At 44.0% G+C, this 25,959-nt stretch carries 24 protein-coding genes and 2 pseudogenes; 13 read left to right on the forward strand and 13 right to left on the reverse strand.

The window, feature by feature from the left end; genetic code table 11:
- Positions 1–28: 28 nt before the first annotated feature.
- Entirely contained in the window at positions 29–631 is a 603-nt protein-coding gene (locus ACSAZL_RS19785) for an NAD(P)H-dependent oxidoreductase (protein WP_440946283.1), read from the reverse strand.
- Positions 632–1,050: 419 nt separating this feature from the next.
- On the opposite strand from ACSAZL_RS19785, the gene mtbA reads away from it, so the two are divergent.
- The 4 genes and pseudogenes from mtbA (at position 1,051) to ACSAZL_RS19805 (ending at position 5,128) form a co-directional block, all read left to right on the forward strand.
- Positions 1,051–2,070: a methylcobamide:CoM methyltransferase MtbA gene (gene mtbA / locus ACSAZL_RS19790; RefSeq protein WP_440946284.1), complete on the forward strand. Its 1,020-nt coding sequence runs from the start codon at positions 1,051–1,053 to the stop codon at positions 2,068–2,070.
- Positions 2,071–2,686: 616 nt separating this feature from the next.
- Entirely contained in the window at positions 2,687–2,824 is a 138-nt protein-coding gene (locus tag ACSAZL_RS19795) for a hypothetical protein (protein WP_440946285.1), read from the forward strand.
- Between the two features lie 251 nt (positions 2,825–3,075).
- Positions 3,076–3,732 (forward strand): methyltransferase cognate corrinoid protein, encoded by a 657-nt coding sequence (locus ACSAZL_RS19800; RefSeq protein ID WP_440946286.1) that lies wholly within the window; start codon positions 3,076–3,078, stop codon positions 3,730–3,732.
- Positions 3,733–3,751: 19 nt separating this feature from the next.
- Positions 3,752–5,128, forward strand: a pseudogene (locus ACSAZL_RS19805) (monomethylamine:corrinoid methyltransferase).
- Between the two features lie 482 nt (positions 5,129–5,610).
- Here ACSAZL_RS19805 and ACSAZL_RS19810 read toward each other — a convergent pair.
- The 6 genes from ACSAZL_RS19810 to ACSAZL_RS19835 form a co-directional block, all read right to left on the reverse strand.
- Complete coding sequence (locus tag ACSAZL_RS19810) at positions 5,611–5,790, reverse strand: hypothetical protein (protein ID WP_440946287.1); 180 nt, start codon at positions 5,788–5,790, stop codon at positions 5,611–5,613.
- A gap of 19 nt (positions 5,791–5,809) precedes the next feature.
- A complete protein-coding gene (locus tag ACSAZL_RS19815) occupies positions 5,810–6,049 on the reverse strand; it encodes an ATP-binding protein (protein WP_440946288.1) in 240 nt (79 codons plus the stop codon).
- 30 nt (positions 6,050–6,079) lie between these two features.
- Entirely contained in the window at positions 6,080–6,520 is a 441-nt protein-coding gene (locus ACSAZL_RS19820; RefSeq protein ID WP_440946289.1) for a sensor histidine kinase, read from the reverse strand.
- A gap of 41 nt (positions 6,521–6,561) precedes the next feature.
- Positions 6,562–7,506: a cache domain-containing protein gene (locus tag ACSAZL_RS19825; RefSeq protein ID WP_440948911.1), complete on the reverse strand. Its 945-nt coding sequence runs from the start codon at positions 7,504–7,506 to the stop codon at positions 6,562–6,564.
- Positions 7,507–7,645: 139 nt separating this feature from the next.
- The gene (locus ACSAZL_RS19830) at positions 7,646–7,960 is read right to left on the reverse strand and encodes a hypothetical protein (RefSeq protein WP_440946290.1); all 315 of its coding nucleotides are present in this window, start codon (positions 7,958–7,960) and stop codon (positions 7,646–7,648) included.
- Positions 7,961–8,039: 79 nt separating this feature from the next.
- Positions 8,040–8,759, reverse strand: coding sequence for a helix-turn-helix transcriptional regulator (locus ACSAZL_RS19835; protein WP_440946291.1), 720 nt, complete (start codon positions 8,757–8,759; stop codon positions 8,040–8,042).
- Between the two features lie 1,455 nt (positions 8,760–10,214).
- Between ACSAZL_RS19835 and ACSAZL_RS19840 the strand changes: the two genes are divergently transcribed.
- The 5 genes and pseudogenes from ACSAZL_RS19840 to ACSAZL_RS19860 all read left to right on the forward strand — a co-directional run bounded on the left by ACSAZL_RS19840 (position 10,215) and on the right by ACSAZL_RS19860 (position 14,477).
- Positions 10,215–10,871: a methyltransferase cognate corrinoid protein gene (locus tag ACSAZL_RS19840; RefSeq protein WP_440946292.1), complete on the forward strand. Its 657-nt coding sequence runs from the start codon at positions 10,215–10,217 to the stop codon at positions 10,869–10,871.
- Positions 10,872–10,890: 19 nt separating this feature from the next.
- Positions 10,891–12,267, forward strand: a pseudogene (locus tag ACSAZL_RS19845) (monomethylamine:corrinoid methyltransferase).
- A gap of 297 nt (positions 12,268–12,564) precedes the next feature.
- A complete protein-coding gene (locus tag ACSAZL_RS19850) occupies positions 12,565–13,971 on the forward strand; it encodes an APC family permease (RefSeq protein ID WP_440946293.1) in 1,407 nt (468 codons plus the stop codon).
- Positions 13,958–14,227 carry a monomethylamine permease gene (locus ACSAZL_RS19855; RefSeq protein ID WP_440946294.1) on the forward strand — a complete coding sequence of 90 codons (270 nt, stop codon included), beginning with the start codon at positions 13,958–13,960 and terminating at the stop codon, positions 14,225–14,227. The genes ACSAZL_RS19850 and ACSAZL_RS19855 overlap by 14 nt, the downstream gene beginning before the upstream one ends.
- 13 nt (positions 14,228–14,240) lie before the next feature.
- Positions 14,241–14,477 carry an AcrB/AcrD/AcrF family protein gene (locus ACSAZL_RS19860; RefSeq protein ID WP_440946295.1) on the forward strand — a complete coding sequence of 79 codons (237 nt, stop codon included), beginning with the start codon at positions 14,241–14,243 and terminating at the stop codon, positions 14,475–14,477.
- Positions 14,478–15,084: 607 nt separating this feature from the next.
- Here ACSAZL_RS19860 and ACSAZL_RS19865 read toward each other — a convergent pair.
- The 3 genes from ACSAZL_RS19865 to ACSAZL_RS19875 form a co-directional block, all read right to left on the reverse strand.
- Positions 15,085–16,110: an AAA family ATPase gene (locus ACSAZL_RS19865; RefSeq protein ID WP_440948912.1), complete on the reverse strand. Its 1,026-nt coding sequence runs from the start codon at positions 16,108–16,110 to the stop codon at positions 15,085–15,087.
- 66 nt (positions 16,111–16,176) lie between these two features.
- Positions 16,177–17,889, reverse strand: a complete 1,713-nt coding sequence (locus tag ACSAZL_RS19870; protein WP_440946296.1) for a preprotein translocase subunit SecD — start codon at positions 17,887–17,889, stop codon at positions 16,177–16,179.
- Positions 17,886–18,791, reverse strand: a complete 906-nt coding sequence (locus ACSAZL_RS19875; protein ID WP_440946297.1) for a protein translocase subunit SecF — start codon at positions 18,789–18,791, stop codon at positions 17,886–17,888. Before ACSAZL_RS19875 ends, ACSAZL_RS19870 begins: the two co-directional genes overlap by 4 nt.
- A gap of 394 nt (positions 18,792–19,185) precedes the next feature.
- Here ACSAZL_RS19875 and ACSAZL_RS19880 point away from each other — a divergent pair, with 394 nt between their 5' ends.
- Positions 19,186–19,647: a deoxycytidylate deaminase gene (locus ACSAZL_RS19880; protein WP_440946298.1), complete on the forward strand. Its 462-nt coding sequence runs from the start codon at positions 19,186–19,188 to the stop codon at positions 19,645–19,647.
- A 50-nt stretch (positions 19,648–19,697) separates the two neighbouring features.
- Entirely contained in the window at positions 19,698–20,021 is a 324-nt protein-coding gene (locus ACSAZL_RS19885) for a cupin domain-containing protein (protein WP_440946299.1), read from the forward strand.
- 119 nt (positions 20,022–20,140) lie between these two features.
- On the opposite strand, the gene ACSAZL_RS19890 is transcribed toward ACSAZL_RS19885, so the two are convergent.
- Positions 20,141–20,905 (reverse strand): coenzyme F420-0:L-glutamate ligase, encoded by a 765-nt coding sequence (locus ACSAZL_RS19890; RefSeq protein WP_440946300.1) that lies wholly within the window; start codon positions 20,903–20,905, stop codon positions 20,141–20,143.
- A 564-nt stretch (positions 20,906–21,469) separates the two neighbouring features.
- Here ACSAZL_RS19890 and ACSAZL_RS19895 point away from each other — a divergent pair.
- Positions 21,470–21,868 (forward strand): hypothetical protein, encoded by a 399-nt coding sequence (locus tag ACSAZL_RS19895; RefSeq protein ID WP_440946301.1) that lies wholly within the window; start codon positions 21,470–21,472, stop codon positions 21,866–21,868.
- 266 nt (positions 21,869–22,134) lie between these two features.
- On the opposite strand, the gene ACSAZL_RS19900 is transcribed toward ACSAZL_RS19895, so the two are convergent.
- A complete protein-coding gene (locus ACSAZL_RS19900; RefSeq protein WP_440946302.1) occupies positions 22,135–22,596 on the reverse strand; it encodes an Hsp20/alpha crystallin family protein in 462 nt (153 codons plus the stop codon).
- Between the two features lie 284 nt (positions 22,597–22,880).
- Positions 22,881–24,074 carry a cofactor-independent phosphoglycerate mutase gene (locus ACSAZL_RS19905; protein ID WP_440948913.1) on the reverse strand — a complete coding sequence of 398 codons (1,194 nt, stop codon included), beginning with the start codon at positions 24,072–24,074 and terminating at the stop codon, positions 22,881–22,883.
- Between the two features lie 463 nt (positions 24,075–24,537).
- On the opposite strand from ACSAZL_RS19905, the gene ACSAZL_RS19910 reads away from it, so the two are divergent.
- Positions 24,538–25,956 carry an aspartate kinase gene (locus ACSAZL_RS19910; RefSeq protein ID WP_440946303.1) on the forward strand — a complete coding sequence of 473 codons (1,419 nt, stop codon included), beginning with the start codon at positions 24,538–24,540 and terminating at the stop codon, positions 25,954–25,956.
- Positions 25,957–25,959 lie beyond the last annotated feature (3 nt).

Consider the following 25,959-nt stretch of genomic DNA (forward strand, 5'->3'; position numbering starts at 1 on the left):
ACCGGTAGAGTCAGGCTGACCGAAAAAATCAATGTCTAAAAAAATCTACACCCAAACTATATGCCTTTTCCAGGTTTGACTTTTTTACAAGATCATCTTTGTTCACCATACCGCCCAGTATTTCCATTTTCACATCCGTAAAGCCAACATTATTCAAACGGTCTTTAAGCATGATGCAGCGCATACTTTGAGCAATTCCGGTCTCTTCGAGGTATTCAACCGTATGCCCGGCAGTACACATTACGAGCGCTTTTTTTGGCTTAATGAACGACTTTCTTTCTTCGTTTTCATCGTAAAAATAAGCGTACCCGATTGTCCAGACTCGATCAAACCAGCCCTTCAATATGCCTGGGCAGTCACTCCACCAAACGGGATAAACAAAAGCTACCGCATCGGACCTTTGTATCTTTTCCTGTTCCGTTTTTACATCATCGGGAACCGGAGGCAGTGCTGTCCTGCTCATTTCACGTGTATACTGGTCAAGATCTAACTCACATTTAAAATTCATTGCATAAAGATCCCCGATTTCAAAAGTGTTACCTGATTCGTTCAAACCTTTTAAAAATGAGTGCAAAACCTCATAAGTAAAAGAAGATTTGCTCGGATGAGCGTACACAACATAAACATGCATCCTGTTTCTCTCCTGAATAAATCCGCATCTTGTTTCCCTCTGGAATAAATACAATTAATGTAAGAATCAGATAATACAGTACCAAATAAAGTCTAAACTCCTGTATAAATTATTTCATTGCAAACCATTAAACTTACGAATGCTAAATTGTTCACGAAATTGCCGTGCTTGCCACTGTTTCAAAGTAACTGGATGCCTTCAATCGAAGGCGCAAATCCCCAGATATTTTAAACTTTCTGCTCGGGAATCAGGAATAAAACAAGTTTACTTGTTTTAAGAAATTTTTCAGCCATTTCCGCCGGTTATAATTAATTAGTATATATAATAGTAGCTTTAATTAAGGAATAATAATACATATTTATTTATAGTATGGGTTTTTGAATTTAGGGCTGTCTATAGAACTTAGAGAGGGATTATAGATGACAGAATACACCCCAAAAGAAAGATTATACCGTGCATTGAGGAAACAGCCAGTAGACAGAATGCCTGCCGTCTGTTTCACCCAGACCGCAACCGTCGAACAGATGGAAGCATCCGGAGCCTACTGGCCCGAAGCCCATGCAGACGCAGAAAAAATGGCAACACTTGCGGAAGCAGGACACACTGTAATTGGCTTTGAAGCAGTTAGAGTTCCCTTTGACATCACAGCAGAAGCAGAACTTTTTGGCTGCGGAATAAAGGCTGGCGACCTGAAGCAGCAGCCGTCTGTGATCAAACACGTTGTGAAGAACATGGAAGATATGGAGAAGCTTAAGGGATACAGCCTGAAAGAAGGTAGAATAGGCTTAATTCTTGAAGCTGTCAGGATCCTTTCCGAAAAATACGGAAAAGAACTCCCGATTATAGGGTCCATGATCGGCCCCTTCTCCCTTGCCCAGCACATTAACGGAGACGCCTGGTTCGGAAACCTTTTCACAGGCGAGGAGATCGTCCCGGCACTTCTGGACTTCTGCTCGGATTTCAACGTAGCATACGCAAAAGCAATGGTTGAAAACGGAGCAGACACCATAGCTATCATTGATCCGACAGCAAGCTACGAGCTTATCGGCGGGGAATTCTATGAGAAATACGCCCTTCCCTACCAGAAAAAGATCGTTGATGCTATGAAGGAGCTTGATGTCGGCACTGTCCTCCACATCTGCGGAAACACGACCAACGGCCTTTCAATTATGGACAAAACAGGTGTAGACGGAATCAGCGTAGACCAGAGAGTGGATATCAAGACCGCAACAGGCAACGTTGAAAATGCAATCATTATCGGAAACCTTGATCCTGTTGCCGTACTCTGGAATGGGACTCCTGAGGATGTTGCAGAAGCCTCAAAGAAAGTACTCGATGCCGGAGTAGGCCTGCTTTCCCCGGGATGCGGGATTGTGAGCATGACGCCCAGCGCCAATCTCCAGAAAATGGTTGAGTGTGCTAAAAACTACAAGTACTGACCAGTGCACTGCTGAGCAAGTTACTTCAACATTAGAAGTCTCAAAATTTAAGGTCTAAAAATTAAGAGTCCAAAATTAAAAGTCTCAAAAATTTTTGGATTAAACGGCCGGCCTGGAGCCGGCTTCACTTTTTTGCACTTAACCTTTAGTCGGTTTTACGCTTACTCTTAAATCGGCCTGAAAAAGAATCATATTTTGAGTATTCGGCTCTCAAATATTCCGGAAGCTTGCTCCAATCCTGTTCCGGACCATACCGCAAAAAGAAGACTAATATTTAAATATTTCCCTTCGAATAATATATTACCGAAAAAATATTAAAGCCAACGAATACAGTTTTTAGGACAAAACTCGACATTCGCAGATATCTAATATATATAATTTTCTTTTTCTTGGACGCACTTAAAGCACTTCAGAAAGAAAAGAATGCAGAGCTCCAGATTTTGGGTGCTGCAACCGGAAAAATCACCGATTAAAATTCTCAAATATAATATATAATACAGAAAGATAGTGTTCGTTTATATAGTATAATTCTCATCTTTATTTCAGGAATCTGTATCTGAGTATTCAGAACAATTCCAGGCAGTTCCAGCAGGCATACTGTTGGGAAATTTGGGACATGAGTGCTAATCGACTGGGAAATAACAAATTTGCAGTCTCCAGCAAAATTCCCGGTAGCAATGTCAGGAGAAAAGGAATTATTCACGGAAAACCCGAAAACCCGGGCAAGAAATGGCAAATGGCAAAATGGTCGTGAATAATTTCGGAAATAGACAATTAAGAAATAATACGAAGACATCCCTTGCGCCGAATGGCAGAATATAAGGTCGCAGGGCTTGCAATATAAGTAAGGACCCCATGCAAACGCTTTTTTTACCTAGCGGAGCTTGGGCATGTGCTTGAGCAATAATCTTTGCGATCCGTTGTCTATTGAGATTCCATACGCATTGTACACCCAACGATACTGCACAGGAAAGCCAGTTTCGACGGAAATGGAGGTTTAAAAAAATGGCAAACCAAGAGATTTTTGATAAATTGACCAACGCGATTGTAACTCAAAACATCGCAGGTTGCGCACAGTTAGCCCAGGAAGCCCTGGATGCAGGAATTCCACCTCTTGACATTATCACAAAGGGCCTTTCCCCGGGGATGAAAATTATAGGGGACAAATTCGAAGCTGCCGAGGTCTTCCTACCTCAGATCATGATGTCTGCAAAGGCCATGGAAGCTGCAATGAAGGTCCTTACCCCCGAACTTGAAAAAACAAAAACAGAAGGAGAAGAAGGAACCGGGCTTGCAATCACCTTCGTGGCAGAAGGGGATATCCACGATATCGGACACCGCCTTGTCACAACCATGCTCGGAGCAAACGGCTTTGAAATCCTTGATCTTGGGACCGATGTCCTCAATGAAACCGTTGTGGAAGAAGCTGCAAAGCACAAAGGGCAAAAGGTTATCCTTATAGGCTCAGCCCTTATGACCACCTCCATGCTCGGCCAGAAAGACCTTATGGACAGGCTCAGGGAAGAAAACCTCAGGGACAGCGTAAAGTGCATGTTCGGAGGAGCTCCCGTATCCGGTAAATGGATCGAGGAGATCGGGGCGGACGCTACCGCAGAAAACGCTGCCGAAGCTGCAAAAGTTGCACTTAACATAATGAAATAATCCTGGGAGGCAAAAGCACATGACATTCAGAAAATCATTCGACTGCTATGACTTCTACGACAGGGCAAAAGTAGGAGAAAAGTGCACCCAGGATGACTGGGACCTTATGAAAATCCCCATGAAGGCAATGGAGCTCAAGCAGAAGTACGGGCTTGACTTCAAGGGAGAATTCGTCCCGACAGACAAGGACATGATGGAAAAACTCTTCAAGGCAGGGTTCGAGATGCTCCTCGAGTGCGGTATCTACTGTACCGACACCCATAGGATCGTGAAATACACCGAAGACGAGATCTGGGACGCAATCAATAACGTCCAGAAGGAGTTCACCCTCGGAACCGGCAGGGATGCAGTAAACGTTCGGAAGAGAAGCGTAGGGGACAAGAGGAAGCCAATCGTACAGGGCGGTCCTACAGGCTCTCCGATTTCCGAAGAGGTTTTCATGCCAGTCCACATGAGCTACGCTCTTGAAAAGGAAGTAGACACCATTGTAGACGGGGTCATGACCTCAGTCCGCGGAAAACCTCCGGTCCCAAAAAGCCCGTATGAGGTCCTTGCCGCAAAGACCGAAACACGCCTTATAAAACAGGCATGTGCAATGGCAGGCCGCCCAGGAATGGGCATATAGGGCCCGGAGACTTCCCTGTCCGCTCAGGGAAATATCTCATCTGACTGCGTTGGCGGCCAGATCTCCTCAGACAGTCACGAAGTCTCCCAGCTCAACGAACTTAAAATTGACCTGGACGCGATTGCCGTTATTGCCCACTACAAAGGGAACAGCGACATCATCATGGACGAACAGATGCCGATCTTCGGAGGATATGCAGGCGGTATCGAAGAAACCACAATTGTCGACGTTGCAACCCACATCAACGCCTTTGTCATGAGCAGTGCAAGCTGGCACCTGGACGGGCCGGTCCACATCCGCTGGGGCTCAACCAACACCAGGGAGACCCTTACAATTGCAGGCTGGGCATGTGCAACAATTTCCGAGTTCACGGATATGCTTTCAGGAAACCAGTACTACCCATGTGCAGGGCCCTGTACCGAGATGTGCCTCCTCGAGGCTTCAGCCCAGTCCATCACTGACACAGCATCAGGAAGAGAAATCCTCTCGGGTGTTGCATCCGCAAAGGGTGTCGTAACCGACAAGACCACGGGTATGGAAGCCAGGATGATGGGAGAAGTAGCAAGGGCGACTGCAGGTGTCGAAATCACAGAGATTAACAAAATCCTCGACAAACTCGTAGCCCTCTACGAGAAGAATTATGCAAGCGCACCGGCTGGAAAGACCTTCCAGGAGTGCTACGACGTAAAGACAGTAACCCCGACTGACGAGTACATGCAGGTCTATGACGGAGCAAGGAAGAAGCTCGAAGACCTCGGACTTGTATTCTAAGTCGAAAGTTAGTCCTGAAGTCAAGTTAAATAAATAACAGACCAGCGAGCTTTTCGCTGGCTAACTTTTTTTGGAAGATTTCAGGCACAAAAATTACAGAAATATTACGAATTATGAAGGAAATTTTTTCATGAATAGGTGAACGTGTACAGGAATTCATTGTGTAAAAAAGACGGGGATACAAAACGGGATTTCAGAACAGAGGCTAATGAGTATTACTCATATCGAAAACCAGGATATGCAGACATATTTCTTTAAAACTGCAAATGAACCCATTTCTTAATACGGATTACTTCCACGAATGGCAAAACAAGCTTAGTTGCCGGAAGGGTTATTCCATTTGACAAAAAGACTGCTGCCTGATACGGAAAGGGTTATAGAATGCCAGAGCCGTATTTTTGCTCTCGGAATAAGCAGTTAAATAAATTACCGGGATCTCAAACTTTGCTTTGATTTCTTTAGCAGCTTCTACGCCATCAATATCACCCTTCAACATGATATCCATAAGCACAACATAAAAAGTACTTTCTGCCTTGCTTATTAGCCTCCTCCCCAGAAGAGGCTATGCCAGTAACCGTATACCTCAAGCCCTTTAACATTCTTTTGATTCCTATTGCAACGGTATGTTCATATTCTACAATCAGAATTCTTCTTTCGGCCATTTATTACACTATTTATACTTCAGCTTCTGAAAAAGCTGATTTTAAATTCTGTTCCCGCTTTAGTGTCGAGTTCGATATCTCCTTCAATCTGGTCCACAAGAGTGATCACAAGCTGAAGTCCCAGAGAAGTCGTATTCCGGAAGTCCAGTTTATCCGGGAACCCTATTCCATTATCTCTTACAGTAAGAATTAACTTCTCTTTTTTATTCCCTGTCATTTCTTCAAATCCGATAGTCCTAGCACTCTCGTTTCCGATCATTTTATTATCAAAATTTCTTGATCTTTCTTCCTACCGAGCAGGATATTCTTCACTGCTTTGCAACTTGATATAAATTTGGCCTTCCTCTTCTTTAGTAAAGGCATGTTTCAGGGAATTGGAAATCAGTTCATTGATGATAATTCCAAGAGGAACAGCAGTATCCATTCCCAGGAAAATTTTTTCAACATCCAGTTTCAAACTAACTTCTCCATGACCCATAGAATATGATTGCAAAAGATAATCAGCAAGATTCTGAATATAATCTGCAAAGTCTACACTTACCATGTCCTCTGACTGGTAAAGCTTTTCGTGCACAAGAGTCATTGACTTGACTCTGTACTGACTTTCTCTAAAAGCTGTGATTACATTTTCATCCGTAAAATTCCCAGATTCAAGGTACAGAAGAGTGGAGATTACTTGTAAATTATTCTTTATACGATGATGGATTTCTTTTTTGCGGATTTCTTCCATCTGCAGTAGCTTCTCTTCAGCTTTTTTATGCTCAGTTATGTCTAAAATAATTCCCTGAAGATTGATTTCTCCTGTTTTTGCCGCTTAAAATCATTATGTTGAAATGCAGTAAGAACTGTGCTTGAATCGTCAATAATCAGGTTTAAGGTTTCGGAGAAACTGTCAAGTGTATCTCCAAGCTCCTTAAACTCCCCTTGCATATCCACTTTGATTCTTTCTGTTAACTTTCCTTCTGCAAAGACGTTGGTTACTCTCATAGTCTCCCTTATAGGAACAATTCCAGCTTTAAGGATTTCATTCAGACCCATAGGTATTTCTCTGAAATCAATTTCCACATCCGTGTCTGCCCTGACATCAAGTTTTCCTTTAACTGCATCCCGGGCAATACTCTTGAAATCTTCAACAATTTCATCTATCGGCCTTGTGATGGAACGTGCAATTAAACAAGCAAGACCAGCCATGAATAGGATCGAAATCGCAGAGATAACAAAAAGTCGGTTCCGAAGATCAATAACTCCTGAAAGCATTTCTTCTTTAGGAATTACGAGGATAAATGCAAAATTTCCGGTTTGTATAGGCTCGTAGAACATTACAACAGTTTTGCCTGTTGTAGAATCCTTCACCTCAATATATCCCCCTATTCCTTTTTTTATATTATTTGCAGCGTTTGTAATTTCTTCCGAATTAAAATCATATAAGCTCTTATTTCCGATCCAGTCCTTGCGTTTAGGGTGAGAGAGAAGAACTCCGCTATTGCTTACCATGAAAGCATATCCGGTTTCAAAAGTCCTGACCTTGCTTACCTCCCCGTCAACATATTTAAGGGGTACATCTACCCCTCCTATCCCAACGAACTCCCCATTCTTGAAAATAGGAGAATCGTAGCTCACCATGAATACTCCTTCATAAAAGTACGGCTCTGTTAAGATTTCTTCTCCTCTTGCTTTAGGCAGCCGGTAATAATCAGAAGAATTGTACAGAAGAATTGTAGTTCACGAGAGGCTCGACACTAAGGTGGTCTTCAATTTTATTACAGTAAGGAACGAATCTGCCTGTTGAATCATGTCCAGAAGTATTTACGTATTCCGCATCTCTGCCATCAAAAGCATTCGGCTCATATCCTACTTAGACTCCAACCAGATTCGGGTTTTTATTAAGAATATTTTCAAGGATATTAACTACTTCACCCCTGTTAGAAGCTTCGTAATTCTCCATTGTATGGGCAAGGGTTTTTGCAATTGCCCTATTTGACATCATGTCGGAATCAAATTGGTTTGCATAATTGCTTGCCATCTCGGTTGATTTCTGGTAAGCCAGCTTTTCTTCCTGAGAAGTTACTGTATTTATAATTACAGCTGTAGAAACGGCCAGAACAAGAGAAACCCCCGCCACGATATAAATAACAAGCTTTGATTTTAGAGGAAGGTGTTTGAATCTCATAGCTTTAACTCCAGCAGATTGTAAAAAGGCGCAGAAAGAGGGGGCTTTGCTCTTTTTCTGCCTTAAAAGTCAGCAGTCCTTAGATTTTGGTCTTTTCCCTGGACAATTTCTTGTAATACATGAAAAGTTCTCTACCCCAGCGAATAGCACTTAAATCAAAACTCATCACTACCCTATGATCATATTTTTCTTGTTTATCGAAAAGGCAGAGATACATGAACTTTTCTGTAACAGCAATAGTCGGAAGCTGCAAGCTTTCATCAAATATCTTGACGATAGTTTTTTCGGAATTTAGCAGGATGTTGAGATCGTCCCTGCAGTCATCCTTCAGTCTCTCGAATACTTCCTTTGTAAACACTATTTCCATTTCAACTTCGCTTTTTGCAAGCTTGGAATAAAGGGATGAATAAAAGGGATGATAGTAAGAGATGGAGCTCATTATGCATTTGGATCTTATGAGATTCTCAGTAAATTCCCTTGGCAGATCGAATAGATGGTTCAGGTCGGGCTCGATTACTCTGCATTCTCGCAGTTCTCCGAGCCGCATAAACAGCTCACTGGGTATTACACCTGTTTCCCGACTTGCCCAGTACCCTTTATTCTCTTCGATGACCTCAAGTGTGCTCAGGAGAGGGAGCATATTTCCGATAATAAGTTTTCCAATATCCGAGAGTATATAGGTGTCATCTTTATGAAGAACTAGTCCCTGTTTTTTAAGAATTTTTATCTGGGGCATCATTGCTTTTGAAGTTACGTTAAGAGAAGTTTTTATTTTCTCGATGCCCTGAGGTCCTTCCATGAGTAAAAGTAGTAAATTTTTCCTTTTATCTGAAAGCCATATTGTATCGCATAACGACAAACCCATTGCGATTCTATATTTATTAAAAAATCTGTTATTAATAGATTATGTTATTTATGCAAATATATTTAGAAAGCAGAAGGTATCTAAAAATTATTTCAAGTTTTTAATTTAAAGTAATTGAAAATTTTAAAGATATTAAAAAATCTCTCTACTCTTGAATTTGCATAGATCTGTTTCTATTACCCTCTACTCTTGAATTTGCATAGATCTATTTCTATTACCTTTTACTCTTGAATTTGCATAGATCTATTTCTATTACCTTTTACTCTTGAATTTACATAGAGCTATTTCTGTTACCTAACGGTTTCGAAAAACTACTCAAATTGGGCTATATATTATTAAATGCATAAATAGAGTGCCTATTAGAGAATTAAAATAAATCTCCTAAAGGTAAATTGCCTTGACAAATAACCGCAATTTATTTAGAGAGGGTTAAAAACGGCACCAAAAACGAATAAAATGGCAATAAAAACGGAATAAAAGGCACCAAAAATGGCAGTGTCGCTGCTTTACTGTAAATTCGAAGTCAAGTTTTTGCATACTGTAGGAGAAATTGGTCTTCTGATATGGAATTCTTGACTCAAAAACCTCTTGAACCTGATTTCCCAAAATTTAAGCGCATAAGCATAATTCCACAAATCTGCTAAGTCAGATGATTGTGATATTAAAATTAGAATCTGATTCATGCGCTTAAGTTTAAGCACATAATCCGATCAGAAGGAGTTTATGCGCTTAAAAAAGCGGAACTTAGGCTTGAAATTTATGGCCTTACAGAAAAGTTGGCACACTACCAAAAACGATAAAATGGCAATAAAAACGGAATCAAAAATCTGTGACGAATGAATATCTAAAAAACCAATAAATTATTGATCCTTTAAAGGAGGAAATTTGCAGAGAGTGACTGGAGTTTTACAGGCCGTACATTGGAATATGGCTGTGACTCACATGATCTCCAGAGAAAAAGAACTGAAAACAGACAGTTCCAGTAGGTATGCTATTGGGAAATTTGGGATATGAGTAACCAATTCAACTGGAAAAGTAAACGAATTTACAGTTTCCGGCAAATAAACTCCCTGGTAACAATGTCAAGAGACAAAAATTATTCACAGAAAATCCCAGTCGTTCGGTAAGAAATGGAAGATGGCAATGAATAATTTTCGCCTGTAGATAATCAAAAACCCCGTAAAGGCATTCCCTGATGACTGATTGAAATCGGAAATCGAGGACTGTATATCAAAGAGAACCCCATGCAGATGCTCTTTTTTTAGGTAGCGGAGCTTGGGTATATATGCTTAGGCATCTCTGTTACGAGATTTTGATTGTCTAGAGACATTGTGCCCCCAACGTACCACACGAACAGCCAGTTTTCGACGGAAAAATGGAGGTTTAAAAATGGCAAACCAAGAAATTTTTGATAAATTGACCAACACGATCGTAACGCAAAACGTTGCAGGTTGCGCACAGTTAGCCCAGGAAGCCCTGGATGCAGGAATTCCACCTCTTGACATTATCACAAAGGGCCTTTCCCCGGGGATGAAAATTATCGGGGACAAATTCGAAGCTGCCGAGATCTTCCTACCTCAGATCATGATGTCTGCAAAGGCCATGGAAGCTGCAATGAAGGTCCTTACCCCCGAACTTGAAAAAACAAAAACAGAAGGAGAAGAAGGAACCGGGCTTGCAGTCACCTTCGTTGCAGAAGGAGACATCCATGACATAGGACACCGCCTTGTCACAACCATGTTAGGGGCAAACGGCTTTGAAATCCTTGATCTTGGGACCGATGTCCTCAATGAAACCGTTGTGGAAGAAGCTGCAAAGCACAAGGGAGAAAAAGTCCTGCTTGTTGGATCAGCCCTTATGACCACCTCCATGCTCGGCCAGAAAGACCTTATGGACAGGCTCAGGGAAGAAAACCTCAGGGACAGCGTAAAGTGCATGTTCGGAGGAGCTCCCGTATCCGGTAAATGGATCGAGGAGATCGGGGCGGACGCTACCGCAGAAAACGCTGCCGAAGCTGCAAAAGTTGCACTTAACATAATGAAATAATCCTGGGAGGCAAAAGCACATGACATTCAGAAAATCATTCGACTGCTATGACTTCTACGACAGGGCAAAAGTAGGAGAAAAGTGCACCCAGGATGACTGGGACCTTATGAAAATCCCCATGAAGGCAATGGAGCTCAAGCAGAAGTACGGGCTTGACTTCAAGGGAGAATTCGTCCCGACAGACAAGGACATGATGGAAAAACTCTTCAAGGCAGGGTTCGAGATGCTCCTCGAGTGCGGTATCTACTGTACCGACACCCATAGGATCGTGAAATACACCGAAGACGAGATCTGGGACGCAATCAATAACGTCCAGAAGGAGTTCACCCTCGGAACCGGCAGGGATGCAGTAAACGTTCGGAAGAGAAGCGTAGGGGACAAGAGGAAGCCAATCGTACAGGGCGGTCCTACAGGCTCTCCGATTTCCGAAGAGGTTTTCATGCCAGTCCACATGAGCTACGCTCTTGAAAAGGAAGTAGACACCATTGTAGACGGGGTCATGACCTCAGTCCGCGGAAAACCTCCGGTCCCAAAAAGCCCGTATGAGGTCCTTGCCGCAAAGACCGAAACACGCCTTATAAAACAGGCATGTGCAATGGCAGGCCGCCCAGGAATGGGCATATAGGGCCCGGAGACTTCCCTGTCCGCTCAGGGAAATATCTCATCTGACTGCGTTGGCGGCCAGATCTCCTCAGACAGTCACGAAGTCTCCCAGCTCAACGAACTTAAAATTGACCTGGACGCGATTGCCGTTATTGCCCACTACAAAGGGAACAGCGACATCATCATGGACGAACAGATGCCGATCTTCGGAGGATATGCAGGCGGTATCGAAGAAACCACAATTGTCGACGTTGCAACCCACATCAACGCCTTTGTCATGAGCAGTGCAAGCTGGCACCTGGACGGGCCGGTCCACATCCGCTGGGGCTCAACCAACACCAGGGAGACCCTTACAATTGCAGGCTGGGCATGTGCAACAATTTCCGAGTTCACGGATATGCTTTCAGGAAACCAGTACTACCCATGTGCAGGGCCCTGTACCGAGATGTGCCTCCTCGAGGCTTCAGCCCAGTCCATCACTGACACAGCATCAGGAAGAGAAATCCTCTCGGGTGTTGCATCCGCAAAGGGTGTCGTAACCGACAAGACCACGGGTATGGAAGCCAGGATGATGGGAGAAGTAGCAAGGGCAACTGCAGGTGTCGAAATCACAGAGATTAACAAAATCCTCGACAAGCTTGTTGCACTCTATGAGAAGAACTATGCAAGCGCACCGGCTGGAAAGACCTTCCAGGAGTGCTACAACGTAAAGACAATAACCCCAACTGACGAGTACATGCAGGTCTATGACGGAGCAAGGAAGAAGCTCGAAGACCTCGGACTTGTATTCTAAGTCGAAAGTTAGTCCTGAAGTCAAGTTAAATAAATAACAGACCAGCGAGCTTTTCGCTGGCTAACTTTTTTTGGAAGATTTCAGGCACAAAAATTACAGAAATATTACGAATTATGAAGGAAATTTTTTCATGAATAGGTGAACGTATACAGGAATTCGTTGTGTAAAAAAGACGGGGATATAAAAATGGACATCTGGAATGTTATAAACGGACTGATATATCTTCTTGCCTTTGGGCTGATAGCCTGGGTTTTACTGGACGCCAGCAGGGTTTCAAAAAGAAGGGGTTGAGGCATCATGTCTGAACACTATGAGTCTGCCAGCCTGGTAAAAACTTTGCGACCTTTCCATGTATGGGCCCTGGGAGTAGGAATCGTGCTGGTCGGAGAATACATGGGCTGGAATTTTACTATCGCAAAAGGAGGGGTGCTTGGTTCTCTGCTTGCCATGCTGGTTGCAGGAACTATGTATGTCATAATCTCCCTCTGCTCCAGTGAACTCGGAGCAGCAACCAAACTTGCAGGAGGCCCCTACGATTGGGTAAGGTTATTTGTAGGACCCGGAGCAGCTGCCAGTGTAGGGCTTGCAGTTTATATGGAATACATAGCCCTTGAAGCGGCAGATGCTATTGTTGTTGCATTCATCGCACAGAGCATCTTCCCGGAGCTGCAGGTCTTTCCCGTGACTTTGTTTGTTATTGCACTTTTGACCTTCATCAACTACCGTGGCGTTGTTGCGGCATTAACCCTGAACTTTGTCCTGACCATGATAGCTTTCATTTCGATAGTGGTCTTCTTCTTCGCAACAGCCTTTGGAGGAGTGGACATCCACCCCGAATATCTGTTTCAGGGAGCTCTGCCAAACGGCATGATAGGTCTCTTTGCAGCTTTGCAGTTCGGACCGTGGTTCTACCTGGGAATAGAAGGGGCGGCAATGTGCGCCGAAGAGTGCAAGCACCCGTCAAGGGCAGTGCCTCTCGGACAGCAGGCCGGGATGATCACCCTGCTCGTGGGAGCGGCAATGACCCTCTATCTGTGTTCGGTACTGATCCCGGCGGACCAGCTCGGAGTTTCCGTGTATCCGCTCTTTGAAGCTGCACAGAACAGCGGCATGTTTATTTTCATTGCCCTGCTCGGACTCGGGACATTCCTGACCTGTGTTGCCAGTGCAAATGGCTGCGTCTGTGACTCCTCACGTTCCTGGTTTGCCCTCTCCAGAGACAATTATGTTTCTTCCTGGTTCTCTGCAGTACACCCGAGGTACAACACCCCATACAGGGCAGTGATCTTCACAATGCCCGTTGCAATTGGCTTTGCATTCAGCGGTTTCCTTGACCAGGTAATTACCTTCTCAATTGTCTCGGGACTGCTCTGCTATGTGCTGATTCCTTTCGCCCTGATTCGTTTCAGGAGCCTTTTTCCACAGAACACAAGCACGGTCAGGCCTTTTGTGGGCCCCCTCCAGCCGTATATTGCTTACTTTGCAATTGCAATTGCAATCACAATTCTTTCAACGCTTTATTGGGGCTACAAGTATAACCTGATCTTCGCCTTTGTGTTCTATGGCATTGCTTACTTCTATTTCAGCCACAGGCACAGGAGTTTAAACATAGAAAATAACTGGACTGAAATGGGCTGGCCCTTACCCAGGGGCTCGGAAAATACAGGGATACGAAAGGAGGTGACAGGCGTTGGAGACGAATAAACAGGCAATGGAGAGCAAATACCAGAGCAAACTCAACGGAGATACGGTTCTTGTTGTCGGCATGCTGGCCTTGCTTGTAGGCGTGGAAGGATTTGTAATATACAAAATCTTTGCCGAAACCTGGGAGATTGTTTCCGGCTTCTCCTACCTCTATGTAATCTTTCTAGGGCTGATTGTTTCGATTGAGACTATCGGGTGCCTGAGAGTTAGAAAGTCCATCAAAAACCATATGTTCGAATTCAAATACTACGATTGAGGAGGCAGCAGATATGGCACAAAAAAGCATCATTGCAGAGATCTTTGACATTGTGTTTATTTTCATCCTTGCCTTCGCCTGTGTAGTTATTCCAACAGTAGTCCAGGGAGCTGTACTAGTTTCCTGGGAAGAAGGCGGAGCAGGAATAGGCTTCGTCTGGAACCCGGTAGGCTTCTTCAGTTTCTTACTTGTCATAATTGCTTTCTTTGTAGTGATCCTGCATCACTCGGTAAAGCACTACAGGTACTGAAATACTGAAAAATGCAGAAAAAAAGCCGCGTAAAAAGGTAAACAGGGTGCCTGCCTGAAAGTAAAATCAGGCAGGCAATATTTTTGAAGGTTTTTTTGGAGCAAAGAAAAAAATTTCGTTTTTCAAATGCAGCTATATTCAATTCTGCTGCATGAGCGTGATCTCCCTGAAATGAGGGACTGTTCAGGGAGCAATGGAGGGATTTTTTTTGTGGATTTGTCCCAGAAAATCATCAACTTCTGCTCAAGGGAATACAGGCTCTAAACCCTCTATAATAAGTACAGGACACCTTGCAGATGTATCCTGAAATCTCAGGTCTGTACCCTTTTTAGAAAGTATAATTGAGCCATTTAACTCCTGAGAAGCATGAACTTCTGGTTCTTTTACAATAAAAGATAAAATTTAATTGTATATATAAGTTACTACTTGATTTTCAATTATTGGTAAATTGGATATATAGTTTACGATTAGAGTAGAAAATCAAATAGAATTGTTTATATAATATATTCAGAAGAACTTTCAAAAAAGGGAAATATATAAAAACAAACTGCTCACATCCAAAATAAATTAGGGAAAAGAAGAGGAAAAATACTTGATTCCCGGATAATCAGGAGAATGTAGAAATCAGCTTTTCGAGCTGGATTCTCTCACTGGTAGCATCCGTAAGCCTTGAATCGGCTTCTGAGATACTGACAATAAGGCGTGCAACATCAGCATCGGTTTCTCCCGAATCTATAAGAGCTTCGGAAAGCCCTTCAAGAATATCGGTCCCGGAAAGCCCTTTTTCAATAATCATTCCATCTATGAGCTGGCGCCCTCTTGCGAAGTCTCCTGCAAGGGCTGCCTCAAGCAGTTCATCGATAGTTTCGTCCCTGCCCTTCATGGTAGCTTCATACACGATTTCTTCCGTAATTTCAGCACCTTCTGCCCTGAGGGCAGCAAGCTGGAGAGTCTGGACAGCTCTTGCAACATTCCCTTTAGCCAGATAAAGGACCGCATCAAGTGCGTCGCCGGAAAGTTTCAGCTTTTCAGAAAGGGCGATTTTCTCCAGATGGGTTTTCAGGAGAGGATCCGGGACATAAGCAAAAAAGACCTGAAGCCCCCTTGAACGGAGGGGGGAAATGAGTTTCGAAGGTCTTGTGGTGGAAAGAATAAACCTGCAGGTTGAACTGTACTTTTCCATGATCCTTCTGAGAGCATGCTGTGCATCCGAACTCAGGGATTCGGCATTATCGATATAGATAACTTTATAATCAGCATCAATAGAAGCCATACCGGCATATTCGTTAACGATTTCCTTAAAAATATCTATTACGCTCTTGTAGATTTTTTTCGGATCATCCGTACCCAGAATGCGGACAAAACGTTTATCCCGTACAAGATAACGTTTTCCCTGATCGAAAAAGTCCGAGGCATTGAAATATACGAAGTTATTTTTCCAGGTCTCTCCATAAAGCCCTCTGGCAAGAGCAAGAGAAGCCGTTGTTTTTCCTGAATTTTCAGGCCCGTAAAAAATGAGGTGAGGCAGGGTCCCGGACGTCAACAGTTCGGAAAGCGTCCTTACGGCATTTTCGTTTCCAAGCAGTCCTTCAAGGGTATCTGCCCTGTATTTTAGAGTCCAGAGATCCTGCATTGATTCCACCTTGTTTTTCAGTTTTTGAATACTGGTTTTCAGGGATTTCTATCTTTTCCCCGACACTCAGTCAGCCAGACTTTCCTGGGTGCCGTTTCCGTCTTTCTCAAGCAGTTCCTTGATTACCACACCATAAACAGGTCTTGCAATAACCACACCGATGAAAACACCAATGATAGTAGTGATGGCAAATCCCTTCAGGGCTCCGAAGCCCATGACTACGAGTGGAGACATGGCAATGATCGTCGTGGCAGCTGCCCCGAAAATGATTGCAAAGGCTTTTCCGATCCTGGAAACGAAGACCTTTGTTGGCGGGAGTTTGCCTTCGTAAAGCACCTCGTCCGTGATAATTACAAGGTGGTCGATACCTGTTCCGATTGCGGCAATTATACCTGCAATTGCTGCGAGGTCAAGCTGCCAGCCGATGGCTGCTGCAACTCCGAGGATCATAATGACTTCGCTGACGGAAGTCCCGACCATTGGCACCAGGATTTCAGGTCTCCTGTACCTGCGGAAAACAACTGCAGCAACTGCGATCAGAGAGAGCAAACCTGCTATGACTGCTTCGGTTTTGAACTGTTCTCCAAGGGTTGCATCAACGTGCCCTGAACCTACAAGTACCACATTTACAGGTAGAGCCCCTGCCCGGAGGTGAATCTGGAGCGTTTCGGCTTCAGTTTTGGCTGCCTCATCAGTACCTGTGGAAGCCTCCCAGGAATATATTGGCGTTTCTTTCAGTCTGGAAGCCGCCGAATAACTGAGGGGAGCCCCATAGATCTTCTCTTCATCCAGATACATGTTCAGGTAGTGGCTTTCGGGATAATCCGTAGCCCCGGTATCGATAGCAACTTTCTGGAGAGCCCGTGCTCCATCTTCGTTCAGGGTAAAAGGAGTATGCCACTGGTTATCGTGGTAAGTCGGGATCCCCACACTTACAATAGAGTCTCCGTAAAGAACATGCTGGGTCTCATTTCCTGTGGTCTGTATGCGGATCTCGAATTTTCCGGGCTTCTCAGCAATATCTTTGGCCGTTGCGAGGTCGATCCCTGCAAAATCGATGAGGATATAGTCCTCTCCGACAGTCCTGACAGGAATGTCTTTCAAGCCAAGGGAGTTCAGTTTGTCATTCAGGATATCTCTGGTCAGGTCCCTCGTGTCGGTACTGACCCCGTCTTTATAGGTAGAGGTTCCGTCTTCATTCTTGAGAATTGTGCCTCCGACCTTTTCCATAAGGGTTTCAAGCTCTTCTTCCGAGGTTTCAGCCCTTATTTCATAGACAATAACGTCTTCGGTACTGATAGGAAGAACTTCTGCATCATATGCCTGTGCAAGATAAGCCTGGATCAGGGTTCCCTTGCTGGTAGTAAGAGTTACCTGGGTCGTGCTCTGGTTCAGCTTATCAACGCTTACAGTGCCGAGATCGAGAAGCTCAAGCTGGGATGCGCTGACCGGAACGGAAGTCGTGAATGTGAGATACCTATCTGACGAACTCACTCCGCTGACGTCAAGGTTGCTACCTGTGACCTGGATGGGAGCGCCAATTACAGGTTCTACCATCTGACTGACTATCATTTCCGGATCCGCATCTACCTGGGCGAGGGCTCCCTGCAATTTGATCTGAAGCCAGGAACCGCCTTCAAGGTCAAGCCCGTAGTTCAGGTTAGTGGTTGCCCCTTCTCCGGGAGAATAACCCGGATGGATAAACACGATAGAGATAAGCAGGGCAAGTATGAAGATGATAACTCTTACATTTTTAAAGAGGCTTTTTTTATCGCTCATCTGTTATACCTCCCTCTGAATTCGGGTTTTGTCACATACCACCGCAGGATCCCGGTGTTGAGAAGCCAGGTGTTCATAATATCCGCAAGAAGCCCTACAATCAGTACGCTTGAGATCTGCGAAAGCAGGGTAATCTGTGTGAATGAAGGAATTACCAGATAAGGGAAAGTTGAAACCACATACATGACCACAAGGGCTGCAAGAGTTGTTGTGGTCATGGTAATCCCTGTCTGCATTGCCCTTGAAACCTTTTCTGCCACCGTGCCCCTGCGTTTGAGCACTCTGTTTGTCAGCAAAATGTCACTGTCTACGGAATAACCGATGAGCATGAGCAGAGCTGCAACCGTTCCGAGAGAAAGGTCGATTCCTGCAACCCGCATGAAAGCAGCGGCAATTGCAATGTCCGAAAAAGCAGAGAGCACCACTGCAAAAGAAGGTACAACACTCCGGAAGATAAGGAAAACCACAATGGACATTCCTATAAATGATATAAAAATAGCCTGAAGGGCCTGAACCTGCAGTTCCTGGCCGTAAACGGGTCCTATCTGTTTGATTTCCACATTAGAATAGCGGCCCATTATATCATCTTCAAGCTGGCGCTGTTCTTCATTATCCATAACCTCGAACTGCATGATAACCCTGCTTCCGGCCTGCCGGGCATCCTTGATGGGATAAGAAGAGTACATTTCTTCAAGCACAGCGGGGGAATCGGTTGTCTCTACCGAAATCTGGGTACCACCCTGGAACTCCATTCCCAGGGTTACCGGCGACCCGCTGCTTGCAAAGGAAACCAGCAGTACGGCTAAAGAAACTGCAAGTACTGCGAGAGGGATTGCCAGCAACTGGCGATTATCGTGATTTTTCACGAAATTATCTAAAAATTCGGTCAAACCTGTTGCCATAATTAAATACTCCGGATGAATGCATATATTTTTTAGAATTTATCCGAGCTTATTTTTCCGGATTACAATCCAGAAAACGTTCAAATTCATAACACGGAAGTGTCCAGATTTGCAGGCCAGAACCATCCAGAATTGTTGTCCGGAACGTGCCTGGTAACTTGAAATTATCAGCCCTTTTCGAACTCTGGTCCCGGGAAGAAATGTTCCACATTCCATATAGTATAAGTAAGTTGATTCGTTTCAGTTCTATATGCCATAGATTATATTAATTATTCCTCGAAAAACGATTCTTTTTCTATATAGCGCTAATTCATTTCATTTAAAATTTATTGTCAAAAGTGACACAAGTTCTAACGTTACAACTATATATACCAGTTACTGTTCATTAAAAATAATGACAGAAAGACCTCCCCTTGACGAATATTTCCTGGAAATCGCCTTCGTTGTAGCCAAAAGGGCGACCTGCCTCCGAAACAATGTTGGGGCAGTGATCGTCCGGGATAAACGTATTCTTTCAACCGGGTATAACGGAGCGCCAAGCGGCCTGGAACACTGCCTTGAGATAGGGTGTATCAGGGACCTTGAAAAGATACCTTCAGGAACGCGGCATGAAAAATGCCGGGCAGTGCATGCGGAACAGAATGCCATCATCCAGGCTGCAATACACGGGGTAAGCATTTCCGGAGCAACCATTTACTGCACCCACCAGCCCTGCGTCCTGTGTGCAAAGATGATTATAAACTCAAATATCAAAAGGGTAGTATACTCAACACCTTATCCTGATACTGATTCCCTGGATTTTTTCAGGAATGCAGGAATAGAAGTAGAATACATACCCTTTGAGCCGAGATATTGATATCCGGATAAGTTATAGGAGTTTACGGAACAGGGATAAGAGGTAGAATAATGTCCGAAGAATTAAAAGCCAGGACACTGAAGGTAGAAGATTTAATCGAGTACCAGAAAGGAGCCGTTGTAAGCAAAGAAATTATCCGTAAAGGCACAGGGACTGTTACCATATTTGCCTTCGATAAAGGAGAAGGACTGAGCGAACACACTGCCCCCTTCGATGCCATGGTTCAGATAATAGACGGAAAAGCGGAAATAACTATTTCCGGGAACAAAAATTTCCTGGAGAAGGGGGAAATGATTATAATGCCTGCAAACGAGTCCCATGAACTCCATGCCACGGAAAGGTTCAAAATGATCCTGACCATGATCCGCTCTTAATGCTATTAATTCATATACAGAACAGTCTCTAAAAAATTACATAAAGATATTTAAAATATAAATGTCAGTACTTCTTTTTTAAACCTGCACCTGAAATCTGATGTTGACAGCTTTTTAACTTAATTCTTTTTCTGCAGGCATCGAAGCCCTTTTTTGATAACATCCATATCTTCAGGGCGGTACGCCTCATTTATGGACGTGCCTTCTTCACAGAAGTAATCGAGCCCGCGAATGACCACGACAGGAATTCCGCCAGCCCCTTCTCCCATCAACAGGTTGGCAGCCCCTGCAAGCTCATCAGCAACCGCTTCTTCAGTAATCTCCAGGACTTTGCCGAAAAGATCCTTTTCTCCTATCCAGCGTTTTATGGGTTTTATTTTGTAAATCCCTATAGCAACCCCAGTCTGCCCTATTTTGAAGGCCCTTCCGTTTGTGTCCGTAATAATAACACTTAACTTTTTCCCGCTAATACTTTCAAGCCGCTCTCCAAGTTTGGAAGCACTGGAGTCCGGATTTTCAGGAGGGTAGAGCAAAAACCCGTGCTCGATATTGGACTCATCAACCCCCGCATTTACACAGGTGTGCCCTGCAAGCGTTGTAACAAGCATAAAAGGTGCTTCAACAAAGACTTCCTTACTCCTGGAAAGAACAGCCTGGATAAAGCGGGCATCTTTCCCTGTCCGGGATGCGATCGCAAGCGCCTCTCCCCCGGGGACGATGTCTTCGAGCCTGAAAGTTTCCCCTTCGGCTTTTGCAACAATGGTCGAGGCAATAACAATAATGTCTCTGTCCTGAAGTTCAATCCTCTCACAAATGATGGAGGGCAGGTCGTCCCCTTTCTGGATCAGGGGGACTTTTTCTACGGCAATTGCTTCAAATTTCAAGAGGCTTCCTCAAAAGCTTTAAGTTTTATAAGATATAGGGCAACAAAATATGGAATGGTAGATATTATAGATTAGATGTTATAGAATGTCAGATTTTATAAATGGTAAATTTGTTAGGGCAATAAGACCTTTTCCATTGAGTTTTTCCATTGAGTTAAGGAAACTTTTTCGCTGAGTTCGGAAAAACAGGTTTATAACGGAATAATTTACAGCAGTAAAGGCAGTAACCATAAATAAGACCACCGATATACTGGGTTTTGCGGCGATGATGAGAGTTACCCCAGCTGAGCAAAAGATGATGAGAACAATTTCCTGATGCCGCACTTTTAACCTTATCTTCCGGTTATTTTGATATTTTCAGTTATTTTGGTTTTCAGTTACCGTATTTTCTGACCATTTTGCTTGCGTTAATTAATTTTCAACCTGCCCTACCTAATACGCATTTTCAAATGCAGAGCAGGCTTTCGGACTTGAATTAATTTTTAACCTGCCCTATCTGGTACCTGTTTTTTTGAGGGTATGATCAAAAATTTTTATCTAGCTTGTAAGCCTTTTTCTTAAGGGGTGTTAAGTATCAGCCAGTACGAACTGAATGAAATCATACAGAAGATCAAAGAAAAAAGCCCTTTTGAATATAAAGAAAGTCACCGGGGCAAAGCTCGAGCCTTAAGAGTTATTGTAAGTAAACTGTACTATTCCCTGGACTATAAAAACGAGCCCCAGGCAACCCGGGAAAAGATAACTCAGCTTCTTCTTTACCACGGGCAGTTCAGCAGGGAAGAAATCGATGAAACCTTCAAAGCATCATCCAGGGAAACCACAGATTATTCCATTGAATTTCTAAAGCAACATCCAGAACTTGCAAGATCTGAAGCCCTGAAGAGTAAAGAGTTCCGCGATGAAGAAGATGGAGAAGCAGAAAAACCCTTAGAAACGAAATATATTTTCCCGCACTACACATGAGCCTTTGATAAAAACCTTTTCTGAAAAAAATAAATGAAGAAAAGTAAATTTAAAGGACAGGCGGAAAAACGAGAGACAAATTGGGAATAAATTGATAGAAGATAAACTGACTGGAAAAACATAAACAGGCGAAAATAAAAAATGAAACTAAAAAAACTGCGAGTTTTTCGCAGTCATTCTTAGTTCATCTTCAGTCACTCTTAGTTCATCTTCTTAGTTTGTCTCGCCTATATAGTCTTGTAGTAGAGTTTACTTTTTTGGAACGGTTACTCAATTTCTATCTTCTTTTTCGGCTCTTCAATTTGAGCTTTCGGAAGAGAAATTGTCAGGACACCATTCTCCATTTTTGCAGTAGATCCTTCCTCTTTGACCCCGGCTGGCAGACGGATGGCACGGTAAAAACGTGTGTACTCCCTCTCTTTACGCAGGTAGCCTTCTTCCTCAGTTTCCTTTTCCTTGCCGGTCTTTGCACTGATCTCAAGCATGTCTTCTTTGAGATTGATTTCAACATCTTCCTTGGTGACTCCGGGCAGGTCTGTAGTAACCACAAGCTTGTTGTCTTCTTCCATGATATCAATGGCAGGAGTGTACACTTTTCCACCTCCCCATTCTTCCATCGGCATGAAGTCTTCAAACAGCTGGTTCAGACGTTCCTGTGTTCTTCTGATCTCTTCAAAAGGATCCCAGCGTGCGGGTCCTGAAAATGATCTTTTAGCAGGCCATTTCATCTTGATATTCCCCCTTAAGTAAAAAATAATGCATCTATAGATATGCTATTTTGAATATATTGAGAAAGGATATATATGTTTTCCTGGGGGATAATTTCACTAAAATGTAAAGGAAAAGAGAACCCGAAAAATAAAATTAAGGAAAAAAGAACCTGAAAAATAAAATGTCTGAAAGAGAAAATCCCCGAAAACCCCGGGTGGAATTTCCGGAGAAATTGAAAGACTTCAGGGCTAACTTCAGGAATAAAAAAACCTTAACAGAATAAAAAACCTGAACACAGGTTTTAGCCTTTTACAAGCATTCCTATCAGGTCTGAGGCTTTTACCAGACCCATGGAACCATTTTTGACCGATTCCTCATCAAAGGTCTCCACGCTATCAGGATCAGTTTCATCAGTTCTGTAAACCACAAACGGAATAGGGTCCCTGGTATGGGTCTTTACCGAGATCGGAGTCGGATGGTCAGGCAGTACAAGAATCGTAAAAGGCTCATCCGAATTTTCGGCGTGTTTGAGGATGGGAGCAACTATTCGGCTGTCAAAATCCTCGACCGCTTTCATTTTTTTCTCAAGACTTCCTTCATGCCCTGCCTCGTCAGGGGCTTCCACATGGACAAAGACAAGATCCCGGGTCTTCAGGGCTTCGATAGCTGCACTGGCTTTTCCTTCATAATTTGTATCGAGATAACCGGTTGCCCCGGGGACTTCAATCACATCCAGCCCTGCATAGATTCCGATTCCCTTGAGCAAATCCACGGCTGAGATAATAGCTCCTTTTTTCCCGTAAAGTTCCTGGAAAGTCTTGAACTTCGGAGCATAACCCTGACCCCAGACCCAGATCGAATTGGCAGGGTTTTTGCCTTCCTGTACTCTTTTCAGGTTAACAGGGTGCAGTTCCAGAACGACCGTGGACGCCTCAATCAACCCTGAAAAAAACTCTCCGTCCTTTCCTCGGGGGAGATAATCATCTTTTCTCTCTCCTGTGATATCATGCGGAGGTGTACATTCCGTTTCAGCTCCCAGGTCATTCCCGGCAACAATAAGGTGCCTGTAACTTATCCCCGGATAAAACCTGACTTTTTCAGTCCTGAGTTCGGAATCAAGCGTATCGATCAGAATCTCAGCTTCATCGCTGCTGATATGCCCTGCACTGTAGTCTTTTATCTTTCCGTTTTCGATTGTTATGAGATTGCATCTGAAAGCCACATCATCGGCTGCAAGGGTTACTCTCATACTTGCAGCTTCCAGAGGAGCCCTCCCTGAGTAATAGATTGCTGGGTCATACCCGAAAATGGACATATTTGCCACATCGCTTCCGGGGGGGAACCCTTCAGGCACGGTTTTTGCAAGCCCCGTTTTTCCGTGGGCTGCAATGGAATCCATAGCGGGGGTTCGAGCTGCCTGCAGAATAGTCCTGCCACCCAGTTCCTCTATGGGATAATCCGCCATTCCGTCTCCTATAAGTACGGCGTATTTCATTGCTTCACCTGTTTCCAACTGTTTTACACTTTCATCTTACGGATAAAATATATCATTTTCTGCTGGAGGCCTGTTCCGGTATTTTCTTGGACACCTGCCAGCAGGCTTTTTCTGCCAATCCTAACGTTTCAATTCCATACCCATTTTACACAAACATTATAATATAGTATCCATATCCTATACAGGACAGGTTCCCGGCGTAAAATATATTAAGTGTCAGGAGAGCCAGCGTATGCTGTTCTTTGCAGGAAGGGTTATTTATAGGGAAGCGACCTGTAAGCGTAACGGGACACATGTCAGATTATTGTTAGTGCTAATGCCAGATCATAACTAGTGCTATTTAGGATTATCCTGAATACGATCAGGATAGTCAGAATTAATTAAACAAAAATATCAGGACTAACATATTATAAAAAATAACGATGTCAGAATATACTACTTAAGGCCAAAACGTGATCCGATCATGAAAATTGTAATGAAATTTGGAGGAACTTCCGTTGGAGACGGAAAGAAAATCCGTCACGTTGCCCAGCTCCTTAGAAGATACTATGAGGAGGGCAACCAGATCGTGGTAGTAACCTCGGCACTCGGTGGAGTAACCGATAGGCTTCTGGAAAATGCTCGCCTTGCCTCAACAAAAGGTAAGGTTTCGCTTGTAAAAGAGTTTAAAACAGAGCTTACAAACAAACACCACGAAGCCGTGAGGGATGCCATTGATGACCCCAGGGTCGCAAAAGAAGTCCTCCAGGTCCTTGACCTCCGCATTGAAGAGCTGGAAAAAGCCCTGATCGGGATCTGCTATCTTGGCGAACTTACCTCCAGATCGATTGACTATATCTCTTCTTACGGAGAAAGACTAGCGGCTCCTATAGTTTCGGGTGCGGTCCGCTCCCTTGGAGTAGCCTCAATCGAATACACCGGAGGAGAAGCCGGGATTGTAACTACATCGGATTACGGAAATGCCCGCCCTCTTGAAAAGACATACGAGCTTGTCTTAAAGAGGCTGGGGTGCAGGATTGAGTCTCATATCCTCGTGGTCACGGGCTTTATTGGAGAAAATGAAGACGGGATCATTACCACTCTTGGCAGAAGCGGATCTGACTTCTCGGCTTCCATCCTTGGGGCAGCCCTGAAAGCCGATGAGATCTGGCTCTGGAAAGAAGTCAACGGGATTATGACAACGGACCCGAGAATCGTGCCCGAAGCAAAGACCATCCCTCAGATTTCCTATGCAGAAGCCATGGAACTCTCTTACTTCGGGGCAAACGTGCTGCACCCGCGCACCATTGAACCTGCAATGCGCGAACATATTCCCGTACGCGTCAAAAATACCTTTGATCCGGAGTTTCCGGGCACACTTGTGGTTGCGGAGAAGTTCCAGTGCAGGCACGTAGTAAAAGCAGTAAGCCTGATCAAGAACGTAGCGCTTATTAATATTTCAGGAGCCGAAATGCCAGGAACGGTCGGAACAGTGGCAAGGCTCTTTACCGCACTTGCCCGAGCTGGGGTAAATATTGTTATGATCAGCCAGGGGTCTTCAGAGTCAAACCTCTCTTTTGTGGTCAGTGAGTCACATGTGGAATCTGCATTAAAAGCCCTCCACACCGAGTTCAACCGTGAAATCGTAAAGGAAATCACCTCGGATAGAAATGTCTGTGTGGTTGCAGTTGTGGGTGCGGGCATGGCAGGAACTCCGGGAGTGGCAAAAAGAGTCTTCGGAGCACTTGGAAATTCAATGATTAATATTATTATGATCAGCCAGGGGTCTTCCCAGTACAATATCTCTTTCGTGGTCAGAGGGAGCGACGCATTTGCTGCAGTCAAGACCCTGCATGACGAATTCGAACTTTACAATGGAAATGGAATTGAAAAAAAGCTATGAAGC

Source organism: Methanosarcina mangrovi (assembly GCF_052057765.1).
GTDB lineage: Archaea > Halobacteriota > Methanosarcinia > Methanosarcinales > Methanosarcinaceae > Methanosarcina.

What these genes read in the sequence shown, in the direction of transcription:
- ACSAZL_RS19860 (WP_440946295.1), top strand. Translation starts at nt 14,241, where the DNA reads ATGGCACAAAAAAGCATCATTGCAGAGATCTTTGACATTGTGTTTATT.
- ACSAZL_RS19815 (WP_440946288.1), bottom strand. Translation starts at nt 6,049, where the DNA reads ATGATCGGAAACGAGAGTGCTAGGACTATCGGATTTGAAGAAATGACA.
- ACSAZL_RS19795 (WP_440946285.1), top strand. Translation starts at nt 2,687, where the DNA reads ATGAGTGCTAATCGACTGGGAAATAACAAATTTGCAGTCTCCAGCAAA.
- ACSAZL_RS19800 (WP_440946286.1), top strand. Translation starts at nt 3,076, where the DNA reads ATGGCAAACCAAGAGATTTTTGATAAATTGACCAACGCGATTGTAACT.
- ACSAZL_RS19865 (WP_440948912.1), bottom strand. Translation starts at nt 16,110, where the DNA reads ATGCAGGATCTCTGGACTCTAAAATACAGGGCAGATACCCTTGAAGGA.
- ACSAZL_RS19840 (WP_440946292.1), top strand. Translation starts at nt 10,215, where the DNA reads ATGGCAAACCAAGAAATTTTTGATAAATTGACCAACACGATCGTAACG.
- ACSAZL_RS19880 (WP_440946298.1), top strand. Translation starts at nt 19,186, where the DNA reads ATGACAGAAAGACCTCCCCTTGACGAATATTTCCTGGAAATCGCCTTC.
- ACSAZL_RS19820 (WP_440946289.1), bottom strand. Translation starts at nt 6,520, where the DNA reads ATGGAAGAAATCCGCAAAAAAGAAATCCATCATCGTATAAAGAATAAT.
- ACSAZL_RS19810 (WP_440946287.1), bottom strand. Translation starts at nt 5,790, where the DNA reads ATGGCCGAAAGAAGAATTCTGATTGTAGAATATGAACATACCGTTGCA.
- ACSAZL_RS19835 (WP_440946291.1), bottom strand. Translation starts at nt 8,759, where the DNA reads ATGGAAGGACCTCAGGGCATCGAGAAAATAAAAACTTCTCTTAACGTA.
- ACSAZL_RS19785 (WP_440946283.1), bottom strand. Translation starts at nt 631, where the DNA reads ATGCATGTTTATGTTGTGTACGCTCATCCGAGCAAATCTTCTTTTACT.
- mtbA (WP_440946284.1), top strand. Translation starts at nt 1,051, where the DNA reads ATGACAGAATACACCCCAAAAGAAAGATTATACCGTGCATTGAGGAAA.
- ACSAZL_RS19830 (WP_440946290.1), bottom strand. Translation starts at nt 7,960, where the DNA reads ATGAGATTCAAACACCTTCCTCTAAAATCAAAGCTTGTTATTTATATC.
- ACSAZL_RS19875 (WP_440946297.1), bottom strand. Translation starts at nt 18,791, where the DNA reads ATGGCAACAGGTTTGACCGAATTTTTAGATAATTTCGTGAAAAATCAC.
- ACSAZL_RS19850 (WP_440946293.1), top strand. Translation starts at nt 12,565, where the DNA reads ATGTCTGAACACTATGAGTCTGCCAGCCTGGTAAAAACTTTGCGACCT.
- ACSAZL_RS19900 (WP_440946302.1), bottom strand. Translation starts at nt 22,596, where the DNA reads ATGAAATGGCCTGCTAAAAGATCATTTTCAGGACCCGCACGCTGGGAT.
- ACSAZL_RS19910 (WP_440946303.1), top strand. Translation starts at nt 24,538, where the DNA reads ATGAAAATTGTAATGAAATTTGGAGGAACTTCCGTTGGAGACGGAAAG.
- ACSAZL_RS19905 (WP_440948913.1), bottom strand. Translation starts at nt 24,074, where the DNA reads ATGAAATACGCCGTACTTATAGGAGACGGAATGGCGGATTATCCCATA.
- ACSAZL_RS19870 (WP_440946296.1), bottom strand. Translation starts at nt 17,889, where the DNA reads ATGAGCGATAAAAAAAGCCTCTTTAAAAATGTAAGAGTTATCATCTTC.
- ACSAZL_RS19885 (WP_440946299.1), top strand. Translation starts at nt 19,698, where the DNA reads ATGTCCGAAGAATTAAAAGCCAGGACACTGAAGGTAGAAGATTTAATC.